The organism is Novosphingobium sp. BF6 (assembly GCF_058273105.1).
The window spans coordinates 2,748,999-2,766,717 of the sequence record NZ_CM177775.1; the positions used below are offsets into that span (position 1 = coordinate 2,748,999).

Annotated in this window: 16 protein-coding genes and 1 riboswitch; of the genes, 10 read left to right on the forward strand and 6 right to left on the reverse strand. The window is 67.3% G+C overall.

The features are described 5' to 3' along the window. The first annotated feature begins 49 nt into the window (after positions 1-49). The 3 genes from AC4D6D_RS13475 to AC4D6D_RS13485 all read left to right on the forward strand — a co-directional run bounded on the left by AC4D6D_RS13475 (position 50) and on the right by AC4D6D_RS13485 (position 3,135). Positions 50-451, forward strand: a complete 402-nt coding sequence (locus AC4D6D_RS13475) for a hypothetical protein (protein ID WP_147219002.1) — start codon at positions 50-52, stop codon at positions 449-451. A gap of 53 nt (positions 452-504) precedes the next feature. Beyond that, positions 505-972: an SRPBCC family protein gene (locus tag AC4D6D_RS13480; protein WP_491325700.1), complete on the forward strand. Its 468-nt coding sequence runs from the start codon at positions 505-507 to the stop codon at positions 970-972. Positions 973-1,470: 498 nt separating this feature from the next. Further along, positions 1,471-3,135, forward strand: a complete 1,665-nt coding sequence (locus tag AC4D6D_RS13485) for a M28 family metallopeptidase (protein ID WP_491325701.1) — start codon at positions 1,471-1,473, stop codon at positions 3,133-3,135. 1 nt (position 3,136) lies between these two features. Here the strand turns inward: AC4D6D_RS13485 and AC4D6D_RS13490 are convergent, their stop codons facing one another. Continuing rightward, on the reverse strand, positions 3,137-4,645 hold the full coding sequence (locus AC4D6D_RS13490) for an ABC1 kinase family protein (RefSeq protein ID WP_491325702.1): 1,509 nt from the start codon (positions 4,643-4,645) through the stop codon (positions 3,137-3,139). Positions 4,646-4,755: 110 nt separating this feature from the next. Here AC4D6D_RS13490 and AC4D6D_RS13495 point away from each other — a divergent pair, with 110 nt between their 5' ends. Further along, positions 4,756-5,340: a septal ring lytic transglycosylase RlpA family protein gene (locus tag AC4D6D_RS13495; protein ID WP_491325703.1), complete on the forward strand. Its 585-nt coding sequence runs from the start codon at positions 4,756-4,758 to the stop codon at positions 5,338-5,340. A 12-nt stretch (positions 5,341-5,352) separates the two neighbouring features. Here the strand turns inward: AC4D6D_RS13495 and AC4D6D_RS13500 are convergent, their stop codons facing one another. Beyond that, complete coding sequence (locus tag AC4D6D_RS13500; RefSeq protein ID WP_491325704.1) at positions 5,353-5,802, reverse strand: globin domain-containing protein; 450 nt, start codon at positions 5,800-5,802, stop codon at positions 5,353-5,355. 95 nt (positions 5,803-5,897) lie between these two features. Between AC4D6D_RS13500 and AC4D6D_RS13505 the strand changes: the two genes are divergently transcribed. The 3 genes from AC4D6D_RS13505 to AC4D6D_RS13515 all read left to right on the forward strand — a co-directional run bounded on the left by AC4D6D_RS13505 (position 5,898) and on the right by AC4D6D_RS13515 (position 9,181). After that, positions 5,898-6,332, forward strand: coding sequence for an Rrf2 family transcriptional regulator (locus tag AC4D6D_RS13505; protein WP_491325705.1), 435 nt, complete (start codon positions 5,898-5,900; stop codon positions 6,330-6,332). 254 nt (positions 6,333-6,586) lie between these two features. Next, the gene (locus tag AC4D6D_RS13510) at positions 6,587-6,745 is read left to right on the forward strand and encodes a hypothetical protein (RefSeq protein ID WP_186829991.1); all 159 of its coding nucleotides are present in this window, start codon (positions 6,587-6,589) and stop codon (positions 6,743-6,745) included. A 273-nt stretch (positions 6,746-7,018) separates the two neighbouring features. Then, complete coding sequence (locus AC4D6D_RS13515) at positions 7,019-9,181, forward strand: M3 family metallopeptidase (protein WP_491325706.1); 2,163 nt, start codon at positions 7,019-7,021, stop codon at positions 9,179-9,181. Positions 9,182-9,452: 271 nt separating this feature from the next. Here AC4D6D_RS13515 and AC4D6D_RS13520 read toward each other — a convergent pair whose 3' ends face one another. The 4 genes from AC4D6D_RS13520 to AC4D6D_RS13535 are packed head-to-tail and all read right to left on the reverse strand — an operon-like array spanning position 9,453 to position 13,985. Next, positions 9,453-10,232, reverse strand: a complete 780-nt coding sequence (locus tag AC4D6D_RS13520) for an ABC transporter ATP-binding protein (protein WP_491325707.1) — start codon at positions 10,230-10,232, stop codon at positions 9,453-9,455. Then, the gene (locus AC4D6D_RS13525; RefSeq protein ID WP_491325708.1) at positions 10,229-11,197 is read right to left on the reverse strand and encodes a FecCD family ABC transporter permease; all 969 of its coding nucleotides are present in this window, start codon (positions 11,195-11,197) and stop codon (positions 10,229-10,231) included. The genes AC4D6D_RS13520 and AC4D6D_RS13525 overlap by 4 nt, the downstream gene beginning before the upstream one ends. Continuing rightward, positions 11,194-12,156 (reverse strand): ABC transporter substrate-binding protein, encoded by a 963-nt coding sequence (locus tag AC4D6D_RS13530; RefSeq protein WP_491325709.1) that lies wholly within the window; start codon positions 12,154-12,156, stop codon positions 11,194-11,196. Before AC4D6D_RS13530 ends, AC4D6D_RS13525 begins: the two co-directional genes overlap by 4 nt. Then, complete coding sequence (locus AC4D6D_RS13535; protein ID WP_491325710.1) at positions 12,153-13,985, reverse strand: TonB-dependent receptor domain-containing protein; 1,833 nt, start codon at positions 13,983-13,985, stop codon at positions 12,153-12,155. Before AC4D6D_RS13535 ends, AC4D6D_RS13530 begins: the two co-directional genes overlap by 4 nt. 102 nt (positions 13,986-14,087) lie before the next feature. Then, a riboswitch (cobalamin riboswitch) is annotated at positions 14,088-14,275 on the reverse strand. 211 nt (positions 14,276-14,486) lie between these two features. On the opposite strand from AC4D6D_RS13535, the gene AC4D6D_RS13540 reads away from it, so the two are divergent. From AC4D6D_RS13540 to mdh, 3 genes are all read left to right on the forward strand, one after another. After that, on the forward strand, positions 14,487-15,614 hold the full coding sequence (locus AC4D6D_RS13540) for a cell wall hydrolase (RefSeq protein ID WP_491325711.1): 1,128 nt from the start codon (positions 14,487-14,489) through the stop codon (positions 15,612-15,614). Positions 15,615-15,807: 193 nt separating this feature from the next. After that, a complete protein-coding gene (locus tag AC4D6D_RS13545) occupies positions 15,808-16,110 on the forward strand; it encodes a hypothetical protein (protein ID WP_491325712.1) in 303 nt (100 codons plus the stop codon). A 619-nt stretch (positions 16,111-16,729) separates the two neighbouring features. Continuing rightward, positions 16,730-17,692, forward strand: coding sequence for a malate dehydrogenase (mdh, locus tag AC4D6D_RS13550; protein ID WP_133083684.1), 963 nt, complete (start codon positions 16,730-16,732; stop codon positions 17,690-17,692). Positions 17,693-17,719: the final 27 nt, after the last annotated feature.

The window sequence follows — 17,719 nt, forward strand, 5'->3', positions numbered from 1 at the left end:
GGTCAGAGAATTTTCCGCAAAGAACTCTTCAGGGACGGAAATAACAGACATGAAAGCTGGGCGCATCCTGCTTGCACTGGGCACTCTGGCGCTGTCGGCGCAGGCCTTTTCGGGCACGGCGCGGGCCGACGATCCGAACGATCGCATGACGCCCGAGGACATCGCCCGCGATGCCGCGATCATCCGCAAGCTCAACCGCGACCAACTCGATTACGTCCGCAAGCGCGACGCGCAGTACGCCTCGGGCTGGAAGGCCTATCGCGACAGCCATGGCGACGGCGACGAGGACTACGCCGCCGACGACGACCGCGACTATCAGGCGAGCAGGCGCGAATATGCCGGACAGTCGCGCGCCTATGCCCAGGCCCGCCGCGACTACGAGGCCGACCTCGCCCAATGGCGCCGCGACGTGGCCGCCTGCCGTGCGGGAGACTATTCGCGCTGCGAGTAGACCGGTAGCAGCAGTACTGGCAGGCAGTAGTAAAGGCCCGAGGGAGACGAACGATGAAGCCGAAGTTCACTGTCTCGGGCCGGATCGCCAGACCCATCTCGGAAGTCTTCGAAGCGGTCGCCGCGCCCGCCATTCTCTCCGAATACTTCACCACCGGCGGCGCGAAGGGGCGCCTTGAAACCGGCGCCGTCGTCACCTGGGATTTCCACGACTTTCCCGGCGCCTTCCCGGTCCATGTCGTCGAGGTGGTGACCGACCGCCACATCCTGCTGCGCTGGGGCGGCGACAGGGAGGCCGTCCTCCCCGATCTCGAAGGCGAGCACCGGACGCTGGTGACGCTGGCCTTCGAGACGCTCGAGGACGGACGGACCCTCGTGCAGATCACCGAGGAAGGTTGGTCGGAAACGCCGGAGGGCATGAAAGCCGCCTTCGGCAATTGCGAAGGCTGGACCGGCATGCTCGCGGCACTGAAGGTCTGGCTTGAGCACGGCGTGAAGCTGCGTCAGGGGTTCTACAAATAGTCGAGGGGTTCACGCGCAGGCGCTGAAAGATCATGCTCGCCCGCATTGGCGTCGTATCAATCGCCAACCCATGAGCGCCCCCTCAACCCGCTCAGGCTGAGCTTGTCGAAGCCCCCTGCGGCGTGGCGCTACGGGCCGATTGGCGCACCGGCAGCCACCCCCCGGCCATCATCACTTCCTTCTTGGCACGGCTCCAGCCCTTGAGTTTGCGTTCTGCCGCAAAGGCCGCATCGCGGGTGTTGAAAGTCTGGCGTCGCGGGCGGGCTTCGACAAGCTCAGCCTGAGCGGGGTGGGGTTAAAACCCGGCAAATCTGAACATGGTTCGCTATCCCCTAAAGTCCGTCATCCCCGCGAAGGCGGGGATCCCGCTCCCCTCGCGCAAGGCGAAAGGTTGCCAAGGCAGCGGGACCCCGCCTTCGCGGGGGCGACGGGGAGGCAATAGAGGCCCCACCGACGTCTCTATTGCCTCCCCTGCCCTGCCGCCTAAAAGCGAGTGCCATGAAGACAAAGCACCTCCTCGCGCCCATTGTCGCGCTGCTCGCAACCGCCTCCCACTCTGCCATTGCCAAGGAAGCGATCGACGCCGACCGCATGGTCGCCGACGTGAAGACGCTGGCTTCGGATACGTTCGAGGGCCGCGCGCCGGGCACCGTGGGCGAGGAGCGCACGATCGGTTATCTGATCGCGCGGTTCCAGGACATCGGCCTCCAGCCCGCCGGGCCGGACGGCCAGTGGGTGCAGAAGGTGCCGCTGCTGCACACCACGCTCGGGGCGCCGAAGACGCTCGCGTTCGCCGGCCCCAAGGGGGCGATGCCGGTGACGGTTGCCAAGGATATCTACATCTCCACCCTGCGTCCGGACGATACCGCGCGCATCGCCGGTGCCCCGGTGGTCTTCGTCGGCTACGGCGTGAACGCGCCGGAGCGCGGCTGGGACGATTTCAAGGGCATGGACCTCAAGGGCAAGGTCGTGGTGTTCCTCATCAACGACCCGGACTTCTACGCGAAGAAGGGCGAGCCTGCCGCGGGCAAGTTCGGCGGTCGGACGATGACCTACTATGGCCGCTGGACCTACAAGTTCGAGGAAGCCGCGCGGCAGGGCGCGGTGGGCGCGTTGATCGTCCATGACACGGCGGGCGCGGGTTACGGCTGGAACGTCGTCACCAGCCCCGGCGGCGAGAACTACGATATCGTCCGCGAGGCCGACAAGCTCACCAGTCTGGCGTTGCAGGGCTGGCTCTCCGCCGATGCCTCGACGCGGCTGTTCGCCTCGGCGGGGCTGGATCTCGCCAAGCTCTCGGTCGCCGCGCGCCGGACGGACTTCAAGCCGGTGGAGCTGAAGGGCGTGACTTTCGATGCCGAGGTTCCGGTGAACCACGAGGAAGTCATGAGCCACAACGTGCTGGCGCAGATTCCCGGCACTACCCGCAAGGACGAAGTGGTGATGTTCGGCGCGCACTGGGATGCCTACGGCAAGGGCGCGCCCGATGCGCAGGGCCGCATCTACCGCGCCGGCGCCAATGACGACGGCATCGGTATCGCCGGTATTCTCGACATCGCCCGCGTCATGAAAAGCGAGCCGGCTCCGCAGCGCACGGTCGTCTTCGCGGCCTGGACGGCGGAGGAGCGCGGGCTGCTCGGTTCGGAATTCTACGCCGCCAACCCGGTGTTCCCGATGGAGAAGACCGTCGCCAACCTCACCATCGACGTGCTCCAGACCGCGGGCGCCGCGAACGACGTGACGGTGATCGGCAAGGGTCAGGACACGCTGGAAGACGACATGGCGCGCGTCGCCGCGACGCAGGGCCGCCGCGTGACGGTCGAGAGCCTGCCCGAGCGCGGGCTGTTCTACCGCGCCGACCACTTCTCCTTCGCCAAGCGCGGCGTGCCGGTGATGCTGATGATGGGCCTTGCCGGGGCGGCCGACCTCAAGGAAGGCGGCGTCAAGGCGGGTCAGGCCTGGATCGATGCCTATACCGGCCAGTGCTACCACCAGGCCTGCGACGCCTGGTCGCCCGACTGGAAGATGGAAGGCGCGGTGCAGGACGTCGAGCTGATCCGCACCATCGGCGAGGAACTGGCGGGTTCTGCCAAGTGGCCGCAGTGGAAGCCGGGCTCGGAATTCAAGGCCGTGCGCGACAAGTCGGACGCGGTGCGCCGATAATTCAGGTCCAGTGAACGAGCAGGTCGGCGGCGGCGTGGAGTACCACGGCGCCGCCGATCAGCCATCCCGCCAGTTTCACCGCCCGCGCCGTGCCGTCGTCACGGACCGGCGGTGACGGCGCTTCCATCCGCGCCGAGGCCGCGCGCAGGAAGCGCGGCGCTTCTTCCGCCACGCGCGAGAGTTCGAGCAGCGCCGTCTCCAGCTTGTCCGGCGCGGCAAGGCGCTGCAACCGCGAGGCCACCAGCTTGCCCCGCATCCGCCCGAGCGCTGCGGACAAGTCGAAGTCCGGCGCGATGCCGGAGAGCACCCCGTCCATCGTCACCATCGCCTTGAAGATCAACACGAGGTCGGGCGGCAGCACCAGCCCCTCCTGTCGCAGCAAGGGGAAGAAGTCCGCGACCATCGCGTTCAGCACCAGCGATCCGGTGCCGTGGCGCGCGACGAGGCGCTCGGAGGCGGTGAGCAGCTTCTCGCGCGGGACGTCGCCGCTTTGCGACCATGTCGCCAGCATGTCCGCCACGCCGCCGGGGTCGCCGCTGCGCAAGGCGAGGATGAAGGTCAGGAACTCGTGCTGGCGGCGCGGGCTGACGAAGCCGACCGAGCCGAGATCCAGCAGGGCCAGTCCGTCACCGGCAAGGCACAGCAGGTTGCCGGGGTGCGGATCGGCATGAAAGCGGCCGTTGACGAGCACCATCTCCAGCACCAGTTCCGCACCGAGCAACGCGATGCGCGAGGGATCGATGCCCGCCGCCTTGAGCGCCTCGGGATCGCGCGGGGGAATGCCTGCCACGTAGTCCATGACCAGCACTTGCTCGCCGGTCCATTCCCAGTGGATGCGCGGCACCGAGACCCGCTCCAGCGCGGCGAGATCGGCGCGCAGCAGATCGGCATTGCGGCCTTCATGGGTGAAATCGAGTTCGTCGAGAATCTCGCGCCCCAATTGCTCGATCATCGCGGCGGGCTTCATCCGGCGTACCGCCGCGCTGCGTGCCTCGGCCAGCGCGGCGAGGTGGCGCATGAGCCTCAGGTCCGCCTCCATCCGCGCGCGGATGCCGGGGCGGCGGATCTTCACCACGACTTCGGTGCCGTCCTGCAACCGCGCCCGGTGGACTTGCGCGATCGAGGCAGCGGCCAGCGGCTCGGTTTCGAAATAGGCGAAGACGCTTTCCGGCGGACCACCCAGCGCGGCTTCCACGTCGCTGCGGAGGTCCTCGAAGGGAATGCGCCGGGCATCGCTCTGAAGCTGCTCGAACGCGGCGATCCACGGATCGGTCAACAGGTCGCGCCGGGTGGCGAGGATCTGGCCGAGCTTCACATAAGTCGGCCCGAGCGCCTCCAGAGCCTTACGCGTGCGGGTCGGCAGATCGCGCGGTTCGGCGCCCGCTTCCGCCTCTCCTTCTCCGATCCCGAGGCGCACCGCCAGCGAGTCCAGCCCGAACCGGGCGATCACCGCCGAGACTTCGGCCATCCGCCCCCGGTCCCGCGCGGCCACGGCTATCGACTTGAACATGCATGACTCCTTCGACCCTGCACAACCTGCCCCGGTGCCGCGAGGTTCCCCCCCAAAGGACATGGACAGCGGCATGGACAGCCTGCCCGGTACAAGGCTAGGACCCGCGCATGAGCGGCAGTTTAACGGGGGCCTTCAGGGCCGCATTCGCAATCGTCCTCACCGCAGCGCTGGCGGCCTGCGGCGGCGGCACGAAGTTCCGTGCCGTGAGCGACACCCCGGTCCGCGTCGGCGCGCCCTACAAGGTGCGCGGCACGACTTATACGCCCGCCGCGCAGCCCGGCTACGACATGCTCGGCTATGCGACATGGTACGGGAGCGAGTCCGGCAACCAGGTCGCCAACGGCGAACGCTTCCGCCCGAACTGGCTGACCGCCGCGCACAAGACCCTGCCGCTGCCGAGCTATGTCGAAGTCACCGCGCTCGACACCGGCCGCCGCATCCTCGTGCGCGTCAACGATCGCGGACCGTTCGGGGAGAGCGCGCGGATCATCGACCTCTCGCGCGGCGCGGCGGAGGCGCTCGGCGTGCGCGGCAAGGGCAAGGCGGCGGTGCGGGTGCGCGTGGTCGAACCCGCCGAAAAGGACCGCGCCGCCTTGCGCAAAGGCAAGGCGGCGAAGGAACTGGCGCCCGTCTCGGAGGCGGCGCTCGCAAACCTCCAGTCTCAGTTCGCGAGCGGCGTCGGGACGCGATAAAGGCGCCTTGCGTCAGGCCGCTTCCATCTCGGCATAGGCTTCGGCTTCCTTGCCGATCAGGATATCGGCGAGGAACCAGTAGGCCTCGCCCCAGGCGGCGAGCACTTCGTCGGTGGCCGCCTCGCCCAGCACGTCGCGGATCGCGGGCAGCAGGGCTTCGGCCACCAGCGGATAGTGCTCGGCCTTCACGCCGGTATCGACATGGCGCTGAACCATCCGCGCCACCGCGCCGGTAAGGTTCTGGAGCTTGTCCACGTTCTGCGCATAGCCGAGGATCGCGGCGGCGAGACGGCGCGGCTGCTCGCCCGAATCCTGCGCGGCCTGATCGAACATGGCGCGCACCTCCTCGTTGCGGAACAGGCGTTCGTACATGCGCGTGGTGATCTCCACCCCGTGCTGCTGGAGCGCGGGCGCGGTCGCCTTGATCGTGGCGACAGTCTGTTCGCTGAGCGGAGCGGCCATTTCGATTCGTCCTCTTAAAAGATGCAAACTGGATGCATCTATACGCCGATCCAAAAAGATGTAAATAGAGCGCATCATTTCACCGGAGATCCGCCTTGCGCCTCACCGCGCACACCGATTACGCCTTGCGCATCCTGCTTCACGCCGCCGTCGAACCCGAGCGGCTGTTCTCGATCGCGCAAGTGGCACAGGCCCATGCGATCTCGCGCAACCATGCGATGAAAGTGGTGAACCTGCTCGGCAATGCGGGCCTGCTGGAGACGGTGCGCGGGCGAAACGGCGGCTTTCGCCTCGGCCGCCCGGCGAGCGAGATCACGCTGGGCGAAGTCGTGCGACTGACCGAACCGAACATGAGCCCCGCCGATTGCGGCAACTGCCTGCTTCAGGGCGCCTGCGGGCTGACGGCCCTGCTCCGCAAGGCGATGGGCGCCTTTCTGGCGGAACTCGATGTGCATACTTTGGCCGATGCGGCGATGGGGACCCGATTGCCCTTCCCGCTCGGCCTGCCCGTAAAGAGCCAGATGGGTTAGGCCACAACACCCGCCTTGCCCCTATCGTCATCCTGAACTTGTTTCAGTATCCATCTTTCCACGCAGGCTACTGGTCTGATCGGCGAAATGAATCCTGAGCCAAAGGCCAGCGAAGCTAAACAAGTTCAGGATGACGCTTCTCCATGCGCCGCCTTCACTCATCGATGATGCCCCTTCGCCCTTGAGGATATCTCTGTTCCTCCGGGAACTTTCCCCTCACCTGCGCGTTTCTCCTCGAAAGAGGAGAGCCTGAAATGAACATCGGAGCCGAAATTCCGTTTCGCCGCAGCCGTTTCGCGCGGAAAACGGGATCGCTGATCCTGGACCGCAAGCGCGAGGAAAATCGCCGCGACCATGAGGACGGCACCGACCCCATGCGCGTATGGACCAACGGTCGCTTCCGCACGAGCTGATCCCCCATCCCCTGTCGGCCGATTCCCCTGTTGGACCGACCGGACGGCGCGCCGGAGCGTAACTTGATTGCGCTCCGGCGCGTATTCGTATGCGCGCACAAACGTCGCATACGTCATTTGCGCAAGGTGCTTCCGCAGGCCTGACCTGTGCTTGCAAGCCCCGGTTTTCTGCGCTTCAACCCCGCTCCTCGATTACCTCGGCACCCATCCGCACCCCCACAGGGAGGCGCAGCGGATAGTCTTTCGGGTTGCCGAAGCCAGGAGAAAACAACGATGAAGACCCGGCTCATGGCCGCCGCCGCTCCCCTCGTGCTCGGTGCCGTCCTGCTTGGAGGATTTTCCGTGACGGCATTTGCGAAGACCGCTGAAAAGGCTGCTGCTGCGACGTACACCGGCCCCTTCGCCAAGCCCAGCACGCTGCCGTTCCATGCCCCGGACTTCACCCAGTACAAGGACGCCGACTGGCAGCCCGCGATCGAGGCCGGCATCGACGCCAAGCGCCGCGAGATCCGCGCCATCACGCTCGTCCGCTCGGCCCCGACGTTCGAGAACACGATCGTCGCGCTGGAACGCGCAGGCACGCTCTATGACCGCGCCTACAACGTGTTCAGCCAGCTCACCTCGGCCAATACCAGCGATGCACTCGACGCCATCGACACCGCCGTCAGCCCGCAGATTTCCGCGCTCAACGACGACATCTACCTCGAGGATGCGCTCTTCGCCCGTGTGAAGGCCGTCCATGACAGTGCCCAGGGCAAGGCCCTGACCGGCGAGGACGCCATGCTGCTGGCGACGACCTATGACAAGTTCGTCCATCGCGGCGCCCTGCTCTCGGCCGAGCAGAAAGTCGAGCTGAAGGCGATGAACCTCGAAATCGCCAAGCTCGAAACCGCCTTCGCGCAGAAGCTGACCACGGCCACCGCTGCCAAGGCGCCGCTGTTCGACACCGCCGCGCAGCTCGACGGCCTCTCGCAGGCCGAGATCGCCGCCGCCGCCAAGCTCGCCGCCGACAAGGGCCATGCGGGCAAGTTCATGCTGGCGCTGGACAACACCACCCAGCAGGCCGCGCTCACCAGCCTCAACAACCGTGCCAGCCGCAAGATCCTGTGGGATGCCAGCGTGAACCGCACCTCGGGCGGCGACGAATACGACACCACGGCGATGGTCACCCAGATCGCCAGCTTGCGCGCGAAGAAGGCGAAGCTGCTTGGCGCGCCCGACTTCGCGACGTACCAGATGTACGACCGCATGGTGAAGACGCCCGCACAGGCGATGGAGTTCATGAAAGGCTTCGTCCCCGCCCTGCGTGCCACGCAGGACCGCGAGGCCGCCCTGCTCGAAACCGCCGCAAAAGCCGACGGTCAGAATATCAAGCTGGAACCGTGGGACTGGTCCTACTACGCCGAGAAGGTCCGCAAGGCGAAGTACGACCTCGATGAAAACCAGATCAAGCCCTACTTCGAAGTCTGGCGCACGCTGGAAGACGGTGTGTTCTATGCCGCCAACCAGACCTACGGCCTGACCTTCAAGCGTCGCACCGACCTGCCGGTCTATCACCCGACCATGCGCGCCTACGAAGTCTTCGACGCCGACGGCACGTCGCTGGCGATCTTCTACTACGACCCCTTCGCCCGCTCCAACAAGCGCGGCGGCGCCTGGATGAACAACTTCGTCGAGCAATCCTACCTGCTCGGTGAGAAGCCGGTCGTCAGCAATACGCTGAACATCCCGGCCCCCGCCGAGGGCCAGCCCGCGCTGGTCAGCTTCGACAACGTGGAGACCATGTTCCACGAATTCGGCCACGCGCTGCACGGCTTCTTCGCCAGCCAGAAGTACCCCTCGCTCTCGGGCACCAACACCGCGCGCGACTTCGTGGAGTTCCCCAGCCAGTTCAACGAGAACTTCGCGACGATCCCGGCCGTGCTGAACCACTACGCCAAGCACTACCAGACCGGCGCGACGATCCCGGCGGAGCTGATCGCCAAGATCGAGGCTGCGAAGACCTTCAACCAGGGCCTGGGCCTGGGCGAAACGCTGTCGGCGGCGATGCTCGACATCCAGTGGCACCAGCTCTCGCCGGAAGAAGCCGCGCAGCCGCCGATGGCCTTCGAAGCCAAGGCGCTCGCCGCGACGGGTCTCAACACCGACCTGATCCCGCCGCGCTACAAGACCCCGTACTTCCGCCATATCTGGGACAACGGCTATGCGGCGGGCTACTACTCGTACATCTGGACCGAGATGCTGGCGCACGACGGCTGGGACTGGGTGGTCAAGCACGGCGGCATGACCCGCGCCAACGGCGACCACATCCGCAAGTCGTTCCTCGGCCAGGGCCATACGAAGGACTTCGCGGAACTCTACCGCGACTTCACCGGGCACGACCCTGAGGTCGAACCGATGCTGGAAGCGCGCGGTCTGGCGCCGAAGGGTCAGTAAGAACGGGGTTAACCTTGCAAGACGCCGCTCTGGAAACAGGGCGGCGTTTTTTGTTTTCGGACGAGATGAAAAGAAGGTCCCGCAATACGAGCGAAGCGGTCCCACCGCACAAACCTCGTCGCCCCCGCGCAGGCGGGGGGCCCGCTTCCTTTGCCGCCTCCCGCCCCGCAATGAAGAAGTGGGGTCCCCGCCTTCGCAGGGACGACGAACAGGAGCGAGCGCAATGGTCGGCCTATCCGGTTCTCGTGAGCTTCACAGTTTCCCCCAGCCTCTAGAACTGCTGCCGGAAATCCACTGCCAGCGGGGCCGGGGCGCCGATCGAGAGGGCGCGTTCGCCGGGGTCGCCGAGCCAGTGGGCCGGGCAGTTCCACACGCGGCTGACGACCTCGCGCGAGAGGGCCATTTCGGGCGGACCTTCCGCCTCTACCCGGCCCTTGGCCAGCACCAGCACCTGATCGGCGTGGTTCATCGCCGTCGCCAGGTCGTGGAGGACGAGGACGACGCCCTTCCCCGCCCGTGCCTGCTGGCGCAGGCGCTGCATCAGCGCCAGCCCGTGGGCGAGGTCGAGGCTGGCGAACGGTTCGTCCGCGAGCAGCCAGCCGGGCTGGGTCGCCAGCACGCGGGCCATCAGTGCGCGGGCGCGTTCGCCGCCGGAGAGGGTCGAGACCGGACGATGGCGGAGGTCCTGCAGGTCCATCGCGGCGATGGCGTCCTCGATCGCCGCCTGCGTTTCGGTGGCGGGAGCGCCGCGCCAGGGCAGGCGGCCAAGCGAGATCAGCACTTCCACCGAGACGTCCCAGGCCACTTCCGGCGTCTGCGGCAGGTAGCCGATCCACTGCGCCCGCTGGGCGAGCGAGACGGCCGTGAGCGGCCGTCCGCCCATCACCGCATGCCCGGAATCTGGCCTCACCAGCCCGGCGATGACCGAAAGCAGCGTCGACTTGCCCGCCCCGTTGGGGCCGCAGATCGCGGTGATCATGCCCCGGCGGCAATTGAGCGAAACGCCGTCGAGGCGGCCCGCGACCGTCACGTTGTCGGCACCGAAGCTCATGCCACCATCCCCCGCCGCATCCTCAGCAGCAGCCGCAGGAAGAACGGCGCGCCGAGGAGGCTGAGGGCGATGCCGAGGCGCAGTTCCCCGCCCGAAAGCGGGAGAATGCGGCAGAGACAATCGGCGAAAAGCAGCAGCAGCGCCCCTGCCACGGCGGAAGGCACCAGCAGCGAGGACGGCTTGCGGTCGGTCATCGGGCGCACGAGGTGCGGCACCATCAGGCCGACGAAGCCGATGATCCCCGCCACCGCCACGCCCGAACCGACGATCAGGCCGACACCGAGGATCATCAGCGCCTGAAGCCGCAGCGGCTCCACGCCCAGCGAGCGGGCGGCCATCTCGCCAAGGGTCATCGCGTCGAGGTCCCTCCCGGCGTAGAACAGCACGCCGAGGCCGGTCACGGTCAGCGGCGTCGCGATCCAGACCTCGCGCCAGGAACGGTCCGCCAACGAGCCCATCATCCAGGTGACGATCTCACTCATGGCGAAGGGCGAAGGCGTGAGGCTGATGGCGAGGCTCATCAACGCCCCAGCAAGGCTGGAGACCATCAGCCCGGCCAGCGTGAACAGCGCCACGCCGCCGCCGCGCCCGGCGATCAGCGCCAGCAAGGTCATCGCTCCGCCCGCGCCGATCAGCGCGAAGAGCGGCAGCATCCACGGCGCCGAGGCATAGCCGGTCCAGAAGCTCAGCACCGCGCCCAGCGCCGCGCCCGGCGCGATGCCGAAGAGGCCGGGGTCGGCCAGCGGATTGCGCAAGTACCCCTGCATCGCCGCGCCCGCCGCGCCGAGACCCGCGCCGAGCACCAGCGCCAACACTGCGCGCGGCAGGCGCAATTGCACCAGGATCACCGAGGCGTTCTGCAGTTCGGGGGAAAAGGGGTTGATCCACACGCGGCCCGCCAGCAGCGACAAAGGCACCGCGACAAGGAGCGCGAGAGCCAGTAGCAGGACGAAACGCAAGTTCATGGCGAGAGAGAAACGGTCCTTTGAAGGATTGGCCTATCGGTAAAGGGCTGCGCCGTCTCCAGCGCCCGCCGTGCCGCCGCCAGTTCGTCCAGCGCATGCGGGATCGTAGGCCCGCCGCACCAGAGGATGGAGCGGCTCAGCATGAAACGCCGGGTACTGGTCAGCGCGGAAAGCGCCGGGTGATGCAGCATTCGGTCCTCCTCGGCGAGCGGGTCGCCTACCGCAAAGACCACGCGCGGCGGGTCCGCCAGCACGTGCTCCAGGGGTAGGAAATCGGCCTGGGAAAGGCCTCGCGCGCCGGCAATATTCGTAAAGCCGGTGCGGTGCATCATGTCAACGATCAGGGTCCGGTCCCCGGCCACCAGTCCACCGGATTCCCACATGAGTGCAGGAACTTGACGAGAACCGGGAGGCGGCGCGCTCCGGCGCAGGGCGGCATCGATGCGCGCCACCAGCCGCTCGCCGCGCTCGGGATGCCCCGCCAGCCGTGCCAGTTCGCGCACCTGCTCGCGGGCGGAGGCGATGTCCGTAGCGATCGGCATCTTCACCAGACGATAGCCCAGCCGCCGGAATGCCCCCTCGCTCGCCGGATCGAGGAAGGCGCTGGCGACGACCACTTTCGGGCCGATCGTCGCCACTTCCTCCACCGTGCCCGCGATCGCGCGGTAACGCCGCGCCTCGGCCATCGGCATCGAGCTGCTTTCCGGATCCTGGCTGTAGCTGGAAATCGCCAGCAACTGCCCCGGCCCGGTCACTTCGGCGAGGATCGCGTCGGTACAGGGATTGAGCGAGACGATGGTGGGCTGCGCGGCGCCCCGCGTCACGGCAGCGGCCTCGCTGGCGCCGCCGCCACAGCCCGCCAGCGTCGCGGCGGCACCGGCCAGAACCAGCGCCGCCGCGACCGGGAAGGCCTTGCGCTTCCCCCGCCCGGTTACCGTCAGGGGAAGCGGCAGGATCACATCTTCACCCGCACCCCGGCGTAAGCCGCGCGGCCCGGCGTGCCGTAAGTCCGCACCACTTCGTAGTGCTCGTCGAACAGGTTCTCGACCCGGCCGTAGACCTGGATGTTCTGCGTCACGTCGTAGGCCGCGCGCAGGCCGACCACGACATTGCCGCCGAGATAATAGGTGTTCGCCACGTCGTCATAGCGTCCCCCGCCCACGCGCAGGTCCGCACCGAGGCGGAAACCCTGCGACCAGTGCTTGTCGAGGCTGGCATAGAGGTTGGTCTTGGGACGGCGGGCGAGCCGGGCGCCGGTGTCCTCGTTGGTGGCGTCGAGATAGGTGGCGGAAAGGCTCATGTCGAAGCCTTGCCAGTCGCTCACCTGCATGCCCAGTTCCACGCCCTTGGCGCGGGCGCGGCCGACATTGTAATAGTTCCACGCGGCCAGATCGTAGTCGATCAGGTTCTTCGTCTTGCGGTCGAAATAGGTGACCGAGAACGTACCGTGCCCTTCCGCGAAGGGCTGCTCGACGCCCACGTCCCACGACTTCGAGGTCTCGGGATCGAGCGCACGGAAACCGGCATTGGTATAGAGCTGGTAGAGCGAAGGCGCCTTGAAGCCCTCGCCATAGCTGGCGCGCAGGATCGGCGCGCTCTCGCTGCCGCCGATCACCCAGGCGCCGTTGGCCGAGAAGGTCGTCTTATGGCCGAAGTCCGAGTTGTCGTCGTAGCGCAGCCCGCCGTTCAGGGTCAGGCCGGTGACCGGACGCAGGGTGAGCATGCCGAAGTAGCTGTCGATCGAGGTCGAGTCCTTCGAACCGTAATTGTCCGAGAACTTCTGCTTCTCGGTCTCGGCGCCGACGAGAATGCTTGCCATCTCGACCGGCGTGTAGGAAACCTGCCCCTCGAAGCGGTCGGCGCGGCCATTGGTCGTGTAGGGACCGAAGACCGCGTCGTCGGAAATGCGGCGCGTGTCGGTCAGGCCATAGCCCACGCGGGCGGTAAGGCGGCCGTCGAGGCCCCTGTAGCGCAAGTTCGCATAGCCCACCGTGTCGCGCTTCATGCCCACGTTCAGGGCATCGGCGCCGGTATTGTCGTAATCGTAGTTGGCCTTGGTCCAGTACGTCCCGGCATCGGCGGAGAGGCCATCGACGATCTGCACTTCGGCGCGGGCATTGGCGCTCTTGCTCTCGAAGCCGTCCTTTTCCTGTCCGCCGCGGCGCTCGTTGAAGGCGGAATAGCCGTCACCCTTGAGCCAGTTGCCGCCCAGCGTCAGGCCGACCGGCCCCACCTTGCCCGCCGCCGAGGCGCCGAGCTGCTTCTGGTCGCGCCAGCCGTACTCGGCCTGCCCGCGCGCGGTCCACTCGTCGGTCGGGCGCGCGGTGATGAGATTGACGACGCCGCCGATGGCGCGGCTGCCCCAGAGCACGCCGGACGATCCGCGCACCACTTCGATGCGGTCGAACTGGCCCACGGTCAGGCTGCCGAAGTCGAAGCCGCCGCCGACATCGCCCGGATCGTTGATCCGCACGCCGTCGATCAGCACGAGGCTCTGGGCGTTCTCGGCGCCGCGGATAAAGACGCTGGCGGGCTGGCCGAAGCCGCCCGACTGGGTGAAGGTCACGCCCGGCAGGCGCGCCAGGATATCGGTGGCGGTAACCGCCTGGGTGCGCTCGATATCCGCGCGGGTGACGACCGAGACGGACTGGCCGATCTCGCTCACCGGCGTTTCAGTGCGGGTGGCGGTGACGACGATATTGTCGCCGATATTCTCAAGGGCCGCCTCGTCCGCGAGTGCGGGGGTAGAGACCGCAAGGGCGGTCCCCAGCAGAAATAGGTACTTCACGGGTATTCCTCCAACCTGAACGACTTTTGCCGTCCATGGCGGAGCCCCGCGCGTTTTCCTCTGCGCATGGGCTCGCTGCATGCCGGGACACCCCGCCCGGCTGCGGAACGACCGTCAAAGGCAGGTCTCCTGGCTCCCGGATCGTCGCGCCGCTCCCGCCTTCCCGGTGTGACCCAGTGGCATCGCTTGGAAGGGGCGCTCCCCGGTCACAGTTGCGGGGGCAGCTTCGGACTCGCGCCGAATTCCCTTTTGAGGCCCGGTTGCGGGCCACCCATGACGTATCGCGCGGATTACCGGGCGTCGCGCGGATTGGCAAGCGGTGCGCAAAGCGCGGCGCTCGGGCATCGCCGGGGCAAATCCCCAAGAAAGTCTTAAGCGATTCAGTCTATCCCTCCCGCCTGTGCCGCTTCGGGACGCGCCCATCTCGGCAGATGCCATGCGCGCCGAAGCAGGGTAGGCGCGGGAGTGCGCCTCGTTGAAGTTGCGCCGAGAGGACCCGGATTGACCGCTGCCGCCCTTCCCTCCTGCCCCGAAACCTGGGAGCCGCGCCCGCTCGATTTCCAGGGGAACTTCGTGCGCGGCGGACGGCGGCGGCTCCTGCGTCGACGGCGCCGCTGGACGCTCGGCGCGGCGGCGCTCGTGGCCGTGGCCCTGCCCGCCTTCGCCTCGCCGCCGCTGACCGGATGGGACGGCTTCACCGTGACAGGGGCCGAAACCGCGCAGCCGCCGGTCCTGCCGATGCCCTTCGAGCAGGCGGGCGCCAGCTTCCCCGGCTCGGCCTATTACTATCTCGAAGCCGAACAGCCGGTGCTGAAGATCGGCGAAGGCATCCATTCGGACGCCGAAGACCCGGTGAGCGGCCCCGTCGCCCGCGCCTTCCGGATCGACAACTCCGGCGTCGACCGCAGCCGCGCGCTCCAGTGCCTGACCGCCGCGATCTATTACGAAGCCGCCAGCGAACCCGACGGCGGCCAGCGCGCGGTGGCGCAAGTCGTGCTCAACCGCGTCGCCCATCCGGCCTATCCCAAGACCGTCTGCGGCGTCGTCTACCAGGGATCGGAGCGCCCGACCGGCTGCCAGTTCTCCTTTACCTGCGACGGCTCGCTCGCCCGCGCGCCGCAGCGCTATTTCTGGCAACGGGCCGAGGATGTCGCCCGCGCCGCGCTCTCGGGTTACGTCTACGCGCCCATCGGGCTGGCGACGCATTACCACACGATCCAGGTCAATCCCTACTGGGCGCCGAGCCTCCACTACCTGACGACGATCGGCGCGCATCGCTTCTATGCCTTCAACGGCGCGGCGGGGAACCCGGCCTCGTTCCGCTTCGCCTATCTCGGCGGCGAACCGCTCGCCGCCCCGCATCGCCGCGACGAATCCGCCGCCAGCGCCCTTGCCAATGCCGCGCTCGACCCGCTGGCGGTGCAGCGCGCCTTCGAGGCCTCCGCACCTGCGCGGCTTGAGACGGCGGCGGCGCCCGTAACGGCCAGCCAGCCTCCCGCGCCACTCTATTCCAGCGACGTGCGCGAACGCGGGGGCGAGGACCTCTACCGCGCCCGCAACCTGCCGGAAGCGACCGTTCGCCCGGAATATGCCAATTCCGGCAAATGGATCGCCCAGCCCACCCATTGAAAAGCGGGGTTTAAGGATACTCCAAGGACCGGCGGCAAGGTTTCAGCAACCATAGGCTCTCACCAAGGCTTAGCGGCTTCCTCCTATAAAGAGCCTCCGGGACGCCGCCCCTGAGCGTCTCCAAGAAACGAGGCGCCCTTCCACCATGGCAATCCGCTTTTCCGCCGCCCGGAATGGCTCCTGTCCCATACTCGTGCGTGCGCTCTGCCCCTCGGTGCCGCTCTGCGCCGCCAACGACAATTCCCCGGCGCATGCCCGCCTGCGCCGCCGCATCCGCGAAGCGTCGGCGGATACCGCCAACGAGCGCATCTTCGCCGAAGCCCTGCGCCACTTCGCCCGCCACGGCCTCTCCGCCGCCGCCCATGCCCGCGCCCATGCCGCCGCCGCCCGCCTTGCCGGGGACGAAGTGTCCTGCACCTGGTGGATCGCCATCTGCCGCCAGCTCGACCGCCGCATGGCCGACGCCTTCGCCCAGCGCATCGCCCGGAACGGGTGAGCGTTACCCGACAAAGGGAGAGCATTGCCCCCCGGCCCGCTCGCCCTAAGCTTGTCGAAGGGCCTTCGACAGGCTCAGGCTGAGCGGGGTCGCGAGCGGGAGCGGGATCAGAGGGGGAGCCGAGTCTGGGTCGGGGTCGAGAGAAAACCCAACCGCGTCTCCCTCCCGCAACATTCCGCAAGCTCAGCGACACCCGCCGTTCAGCTCCTCCCTCTACAATAGCCTGAACCGCAATCGCGCGGCGCGACCGTCTGCCCTTTCTCCAAGGCGACTCGCTTCGGGTTACGCTTGCCGGTCATCGGGTCGTGCGAGACAGTGAGTCCGATTGCGACGCCGCTCGCGACGGATGCAATAAGCGCCCCGTCGGTTGCGGAAAAGAGGCCGAAACCTGCGTTTCGGGCCGCGCTTTCCGCGCACTTTCGTGACTTATTGCAATTGCGAACTATTATCAGTAAAAAGCGACACACGAGCCTTTCCCGCAGGCTTTTCCCGGTTGCAATGTCGGTTCGGGGGGCGTAGGCCGCCCCTCGTTGAACACCGGCACCTGCCTCAGCGGGACAAGAGCAGGCCGCCTTTTTCGTCCGTTAGGTCCCGCCTTTGGGAAGGACAAGCAAGCATCATGGCTCGTAAGAAGATTGCCCTCATCGGCGCCGGCAACATCGGCGGCACCCTCGCGCACCTCGCCGCGCAGAAGGAACTGGGCGACATCGTCCTCTTCGACGTCGCCGAAGGCCTGCCGCAGGGCAAGGCGCTCGACCTGTCGCAGTGCGGCCCCGTCGAGGGCTTCGACGCCAAGATCACCGGCACCAACGACTATGCCGACATTGCCGGTGCAGACGTCATCATCGTCACCGCCGGTGTCGCCCGCAAGCCCGGCATGAGCCGCGACGACCTGCTCGGCATCAACCTCAAGGTGATGAAGTCGGTCGGCGAAGGCATCGCCGCCAACGCACCCGACGCATTCGTGATCTGCATCACCAACCCGCTCGACGCGATGGTCTGGGCGCTGCGCGAATTCTCGGGCCTGCCCGCGAACAAGGTCGTCGGCATGGCCGGCGTGCTCGACTCGGCCCGCTTCTCGACCTTCCTCGCCTGGGAATTCGGCGTCTCGATCCGCGACGTGAACACGTTCGTGCTCGGCGGCCACGGCGACACCATGGTGCCGGTCGTGCAGTACTCGACCGTCAACGGCATCCCGGTTCCCGACCTCATCAAGCAGGGCCGCACCACCCAGGAAAAGATCGACGCGATCGTCCAGCGCACCCGTTCGGGCGGCGGCGAGATCGTCGGCCTGCTCAAGACCGGCTCGGCCTTCTACGCGCCTGCCGCCTCGGGCATCGCCATGGCCGAAGCCTACCTCAACGACCAGAAGCGCATCCTGCCAATCGCCGCTTACGTCGACGGCCAGTACGGCGTTGACGGTCTCTACGTCGGCGTTCCCGCCGTGATCGGCGCGAACGGCGTCGAGGAAATCGTCGAAATCGAGCTGGACGCCGAAGCCAAGGCCAACCTCCAGGTCTCGGTCGACGCGGTCAAGGAACTGCTGGTCGCCTGCAAGGGCATCGACCCCTCGCTGGCCTGATCCGGACCATGACGGCCCCGCCCGCCC

Bases quoted from the DNA above. Each gene is read 5' to 3' on its own strand.
- AC4D6D_RS13475 (WP_147219002.1), top strand. From the start codon at position 50: ATGAAAGCTGGGCGCATCCTGCTTGCACTGGGCACTCTGGCGCTGTCG.
- AC4D6D_RS13480 (WP_491325700.1), top strand. From the start codon at position 505: ATGAAGCCGAAGTTCACTGTCTCGGGCCGGATCGCCAGACCCATCTCG.
- AC4D6D_RS13485 (WP_491325701.1), top strand. From the start codon at position 1,471: ATGAAGACAAAGCACCTCCTCGCGCCCATTGTCGCGCTGCTCGCAACC.
- AC4D6D_RS13490 (WP_491325702.1), bottom strand. From the start codon at position 4,645: ATGTTCAAGTCGATAGCCGTGGCCGCGCGGGACCGGGGGCGGATGGCC.
- AC4D6D_RS13495 (WP_491325703.1), top strand. From the start codon at position 4,756: ATGAGCGGCAGTTTAACGGGGGCCTTCAGGGCCGCATTCGCAATCGTC.
- AC4D6D_RS13500 (WP_491325704.1), bottom strand. From the start codon at position 5,802: ATGGCCGCTCCGCTCAGCGAACAGACTGTCGCCACGATCAAGGCGACC.
- AC4D6D_RS13510 (WP_186829991.1), top strand. From the start codon at position 6,587: ATGAACATCGGAGCCGAAATTCCGTTTCGCCGCAGCCGTTTCGCGCGG.
- AC4D6D_RS13515 (WP_491325706.1), top strand. From the start codon at position 7,019: ATGAAGACCCGGCTCATGGCCGCCGCCGCTCCCCTCGTGCTCGGTGCC.
- AC4D6D_RS13520 (WP_491325707.1), bottom strand. From the start codon at position 10,232: ATGAGCTTCGGTGCCGACAACGTGACGGTCGCGGGCCGCCTCGACGGC.
- AC4D6D_RS13525 (WP_491325708.1), bottom strand. From the start codon at position 11,197: ATGAACTTGCGTTTCGTCCTGCTACTGGCTCTCGCGCTCCTTGTCGCG.
- mdh (WP_133083684.1), top strand. From the start codon at position 16,730: ATGGCTCGTAAGAAGATTGCCCTCATCGGCGCCGGCAACATCGGCGGC.